Raw genomic sequence first — 4,242 nt, forward strand, 5'->3', positions numbered from 1 at the left:
AATGAATATCCAAGAAGAATGTTTGGTTATAGGTCAGCCATAGAAATGGCGGTATGATGTATAGAATTTATTCCAGTAAGCAATGGATTTACCAATTTTTTCACGGCATTTAATATTGCAATTTATATCAACCCAACCAGCAACACAAAAACCTTGACAAAACTATTTTGAATCATCGACTGCTGAGGCAACTTTCTTGGAAAGAGAGGCTGAATGAAATGAAAAAGGAACACATCAGGAATATCATCGTAGCGGCTTGTATTATTGTGTTCGGCTTTCTGTCAGCATCCTGCTCAAGAATCGCTGTCAAGACAAATCCCTCTTCAACACCGGTAAGCGAAGATTCAGGCGAACTTTTGGAAAATCCCACGTCCTCCGACGACGAAGCGGAGCAGGACAACAACGAAGACCTGCCGACAGCACCAAACATCGTACAGTTCAAAGATGCCGCTATTGAAAACGTTATCCGCGATTTTATAGGTAAAACGGAAGGAGCAATATTAAGCACCGATTTAGAGGAAATAACCGATATCATGATACAGGGAACAGCAGGCAGGATGGATGACTCTGTCAATGGTGATGTAATTGGAATCAATTCACAGGAGTATACAGGTTTTGGAGAAATCCAAAGCCTCGATGATTTGCGACTTCTTCCGGATCTTGAAAGTTTATTAGTCAGCGATAAACACATAGACGATATCAGTTTTCTAAAGGATTTGCACAACTTGTTCGGCTTAAGTTTGTCAAACAGCAACATCAGCGATATCGGTACATTGGAGAAACTGAAAAACCTTGAGGTTTTGTTTTTGTCACAGAATCGGATCAGCGATATCAGCCCGCTGAGAAACCTGACCGAGCTTTCAATCCTTGAGCTATGGTCCAATCAAATCACTGATATCAGTCCATTAAGCGGATTGGAAAAGCTATGGCTTTTAAAATTAGGTGACAACCAAATCAGCGATATCAGTCCGCTGAAAAAACTGACTATGCTTGAGCAGTTGTATCTGGATGCGAACCAAATCAGTGATATCAGTCCGCTGAAAGGTCTTGCGAATCTCAAGGTACTATACCTGTCGGGCAACCAAATCCGCAATATCAGCTCACTAAAGGATCTGGCAAACCTTGAATATTTATTCCTGACGGATAATCAAATCAGCGATATCAGCGCACTGAAGGATCTGCACAAACTGGGAGTTCTTAATCTAAGCAACAACCAAATCAGCGATATCGGCCCATTGGCTGGATTGACCAATCTTCAGGCCCTGGCCCTGGATGGGAACCAGATCAGGGACTTAAGTCCGCTGAAAGGATTGACCAATCTTAAATATTTGGACTTGACCAATAACCCTGTCGGTGAGCAGCAAATCAGGGAATTGAAAGAGGCGCTGCCTGACATAGAAATAGAATACTGATACATCTTTTCACACTGGCTGATAAATACTGGCACATGGCAATGTTCAATGAGATACACAGCGCCTGTGCAATCCCGAAAGGGCTGAACCATAAGTGTTCAGCCTTTTTTGAGTATGCGGTAATCCAAGGGTTAAACAGAGGTAATGGCTCGCTTAACCTTAAGCGTTTCCTTATCACATCTTATTGAAATCCGGGATGCCTTATATTATGATAAGCACATATATGCAGAGATGCAAAATATGGATGTAGCGAGGCAAGCGTTATGGCAAAGATCAGTTTTAAAAGAAAGCGCTCAATCAGAACTGCGGCCGTTTTGGTTTGTATCATGGCGTTGGGCACAGCCCTGGCCTCCTGTTCCAGGATCACCGTCGGCGTGGAGCAAAAAGTTCATACGAAAAAGGCTAAGCCGGAAATTTCATCAAATGCTGTTCAATTCAAAGACCAGGCTTTTGAAAAGGCCGTTCGCAAATATTTCGGCCGGAACCAGGTATTGCGTTCAGATTTGTCACATATAACCATAATAGAAATTACCGGAGAAACACTCGCAGCCGATGGGGTCAATAAAGACGACATGATCAAGATAAATGATCAGGAATACCGGAATATCGGAGAAATAAAAACTTTCAGGATTTGGTATTCTTCACCGAACTGGAGAGCCTATGCATCGGCTATAAGCCCATAAGCGACATTAGCCCGCTTAAGGGTATGCATAAACTGAACACTTTATTTTTATACGATACTCAAATTAGCGATATCACCCCCCTGGAAGACCTTACAAGTCTGAGAGCTTTTTATTTGGATGGAAGTAAACTCAGTGATATTGGCCCCTTAAGCGGACTGGCTGAACTTGAAAATTTATACTTAAACAACAGTTTAGTCAGCGACATCAGTGCCCTGAAAGCTTTGAAAAATATCAAGTACCTGAATTTATATTCTAATGTAATAGAGGATATAAGTGAATTGAAGAATCTCTCCAGGCTGGAGTTTTTGAGTTTGGCCTCCAACAAGATCAGCGATATAAGCGTACTGGAACATCTTTCCAGCCTTGAACATCTGGATCTGGGGAATAACCTTATCAGCGATATCAACATTTTAAAAGGTTTAAATAGCCTTGAAGTCCTGGTTCTAAGCATGAATAAAATCAGTGATATCAGCGCTATAAAAGAATTATCCAACCTTGAATTACTGTATTTAAGCCATAATAAAATCAGCGATATCAGCGCTTTGGCCGGACTGACCGTCCTTGAAGATTTGGACCTGTCACATAACCTGATCAGCGATATCAGTCCGCTGAAAGAATTAACCGGCCTGAAATACTTGAGTTTACATAACAATCCCCTCAGCGAGCGTGACATCAAAGAACTCAAAAAAGCTTTACCCAACACGGAAATATATTACTGAAATTTTGGATCCATGATTATTTTTAAAATTGCCGCATGGTGGTATTCCAATAATACAGCACAACAATCCTGAATGGGCTGAACTTTTAAGGTTCAGCCCATTTGAGTATACGGAAATCTAACCTTCTTTTTCGCTGGTATTTGTCAGCTGCATCAATTCTATATATGGATGATATTGACTTTATCTCCAAATTGAATATATTCTTTTACCAGTGACCAACGAGTAACAACAAAGAAAGTTTCAAGAGATCCACCGGAAGCATCATGCCTTAAACGAATCTTTTTTCCGGTAATAAGCAGATAACAATGAAAGAGAGGTTGAGATATGAAAATGAACAAAAAACATGCGAAAGGCCTAATCATACTTATCTGCATGATGTTGCTGAGTGATATCAGCCCTTTGGCCGGACTGAAAAACCTTGAAACGCTAGTTCTTTATGATAATAAAATCAGCGATTTCAGCGCATTAAATACGCTGACAAACCTTCAAAGGTTAGATCTTCGCATAAACCAAATCAGCCAGCTCGGTGCTGTAAATGGTCTTGAGAAGCTTTTGGTATTACAACTGGACGATAATCAGATCCGTGATGTCAGCCCGCTGAAGGAACTCAAAAGCATTGAATGGCTATCCCTGGATTCCAACCCGATTGGCGATATCAGCCCTTTGAGTGAACTGAAAACCTTAGAAATACTGCATTTGTATGATACACAAATCAGTAATATCAGTTCGTTGAAAACACTGACAAACCTTACTTCACTGAGCCTGCTCAGCAACAATATCAGCGATATCAGCGCGCTGGCGGAATTGAAAAATCTGGACAGTCTGACCCTGGCCAGCAATCAAATTACCGATATCAGTGTTCTCAAAGGATTAACCAAACTTGAAAGGCTGGATGTGCGAAACAATAAAATTGATGATATCAGTGCCTTAATGGGATTAAAGAGCCTGAAAGAGTTAGATATTAGTCAGAACCAGATCACGGATGCCAGTGTTTTAGCCGGGCTGACCAGCCTTGAAACTCTGGAGATGGACGACAACCAGATTCATGATATCAGCGCTCTCAAGAATTTGAAGAATCTTAAGAAGCTTGACTTAAGTCATAACCAAATTGATGATATCAGCGCTTTAAAAGGCCTGACCAACCTGGAAAACCTGATTCTGAGGGGTAATCAGATTAGGGATATCAGTGCTCTAAAAGGGCTGACAAACTTGGAACGATTGGATATCAGCTATAATGATATTGATGACATCAGCCCACTCAGCAGCCTTACCAAACTTCAAACACTAAAATTGCGGAAAAATCCGATCAGCAACAGTGATATTGAGAAACTCAGGCTCTACGTCAAATGTTGGGGTTGAACCAAGTAAAATGAAGTAGCATATGTATTGTTGGCAGATGATCATCATAGATCATCTGCTTTTTTACAC

Annotated in this window: 4 protein-coding genes; all 4 read left to right on the plus strand. The window is 41.0% G+C overall.

What is annotated here, in order from left to right; genetic code table 11:
* Positions 1-218: 218 nt before the first annotated feature.
* Complete coding sequence (locus F3H12_RS12805; RefSeq protein WP_149679708.1) at positions 219-1,412, plus strand: leucine-rich repeat domain-containing protein; 1,194 nt, start codon at positions 219-221, stop codon at positions 1,410-1,412.
* A 263-nt stretch (positions 1,413-1,675) separates the two neighbouring features.
* Positions 1,676-2,095, plus strand: a complete 420-nt coding sequence (locus F3H12_RS12810; RefSeq protein WP_149679709.1) for a hypothetical protein — start codon at positions 1,676-1,678, stop codon at positions 2,093-2,095.
* Positions 2,044-2,814: a leucine-rich repeat domain-containing protein gene (locus F3H12_RS12815; RefSeq protein WP_340162589.1), complete on the plus strand. Its 771-nt coding sequence runs from the start codon at positions 2,044-2,046 to the stop codon at positions 2,812-2,814. Before F3H12_RS12810 ends, F3H12_RS12815 begins: the two co-directional genes overlap by 52 nt.
* 324 nt (positions 2,815-3,138) lie before the next feature.
* Positions 3,139-4,173, plus strand: a complete 1,035-nt coding sequence (locus F3H12_RS12820; RefSeq protein WP_149679711.1) for a leucine-rich repeat domain-containing protein — start codon at positions 3,139-3,141, stop codon at positions 4,171-4,173.
* Positions 4,174-4,242: the final 69 nt, after the last annotated feature.

The sequence above is a fragment of the Thermoclostridium caenicola genome, from assembly GCF_900142095.1.
Taxonomy (GTDB): Bacteria; Bacillota; Clostridia; order DSM-8532; family DSM-8532; genus Thermoclostridium_A; species Thermoclostridium_A caenicola.